We start from the raw sequence: 1,131 nt of genomic DNA on the forward strand, positions 1-1,131 counted from the left end.
CCTATCCTGTTGACAAGGACCTCTATGCGATCGGGCTTACCGACTCCTCGGTCGTCCTTTACGGCAACAAGAAATATCTCGAAGCGATCGGCGCCCGGATTCCCAAGTCGGTGGACGACGCATGGACGCGGGAGGAGTTTGAGGGCTATCTCGAAAAGCTGTCGAAGCTCGAAGGCGTCAAATGGCCGATCGACACGTTTCGCGGCTATGGAGTAAAGACCGAATGGATCACCTATGCCTATAGCCCAATCCTGCAATCGGCGGGCTGCGACCTGATCGATCGGAAGGCCTGGACATCCGTCGGAACGCTCGACAGCAAACCTTGCGTCGACGCGCTGGCGATGATGCAGAAATGGGTGAAGAACGGTTGGGTCGTGCCGCAGTCGTCCGGCACCAACCAATTCTACGCCGAGGGTCATCCGGCCGCTCTCGCTCTTGGCGGCCACTGGGTCTATGCGGAAGCCGCAGCCTCGATGAAAGACGACATCGTCGTCATGCCGCTGCCGAAGTTCGGACCGAAGGGCGCAAGCCCGAACGGCACCTGGATCTGGGCAATCACGACGGCCTCCGAGCATCCTGACATCGCCGGCAAGTTCGTAAGCTTCATGCTCAAGGACAAGCAGTTTCGCGAGCATGCGCAGGCCAATTCTGCCTATCCCGGATTGAAGAGCTTCGCAACGGAATCACCGCTCTACGCCGCCGGTGGTCCGATGGCCGTCGCCTTCGAGCAGGCCTCGAAGACGGCGATCGCCAGGCCGCCGCATCCGGCCTATCCGACGATCACCTCGGCTTTCATGCAGGCAGTCGACGAGATCTTCAATGGCGGAGACGTCAAGGCGGCGCTGACTACCGCGGCCGAGAAGATCGACGAGGACGTCGAAGACAATGACGGCTACCCACCGTTCGACGAACAGCAATGACGCGATGAGGTGGCCGCGCGGCGTCAATCCCCCGCGCCCACCCGATGCGGTCGTTGCATGGCGATCGACCGGTCTGCAATCGATGAGGAGGTGACATGAAAGAGGCCGCCTCCACCGATAGAACGGATCACTGAGATGCAGGTGATGATCGAGGGACAGTCACGCTTCCAGCCTTTCGGCTTACCTTATTGGGGTTTCATACATCTCAACA

At 59.9% G+C, this 1,131-nt stretch carries 1 protein-coding gene; it reads left to right on the top strand.

The features are described 5' to 3' along the window. The coding region (locus C9413_RS32335; RefSeq protein WP_170251605.1) for an extracellular solute-binding protein at positions 1-920 on the top strand (920 nt) is incomplete at its 5' end. Positions 921-1,131: the final 211 nt, after the last annotated feature.

Origin of the sequence: Rhizobium sp. SEMIA 4085, assembly GCF_013004495.1 — a bacterium.
Classification (GTDB): Bacteria; Pseudomonadota; Alphaproteobacteria; order Rhizobiales; family Rhizobiaceae; genus Rhizobium; species Rhizobium gallicum.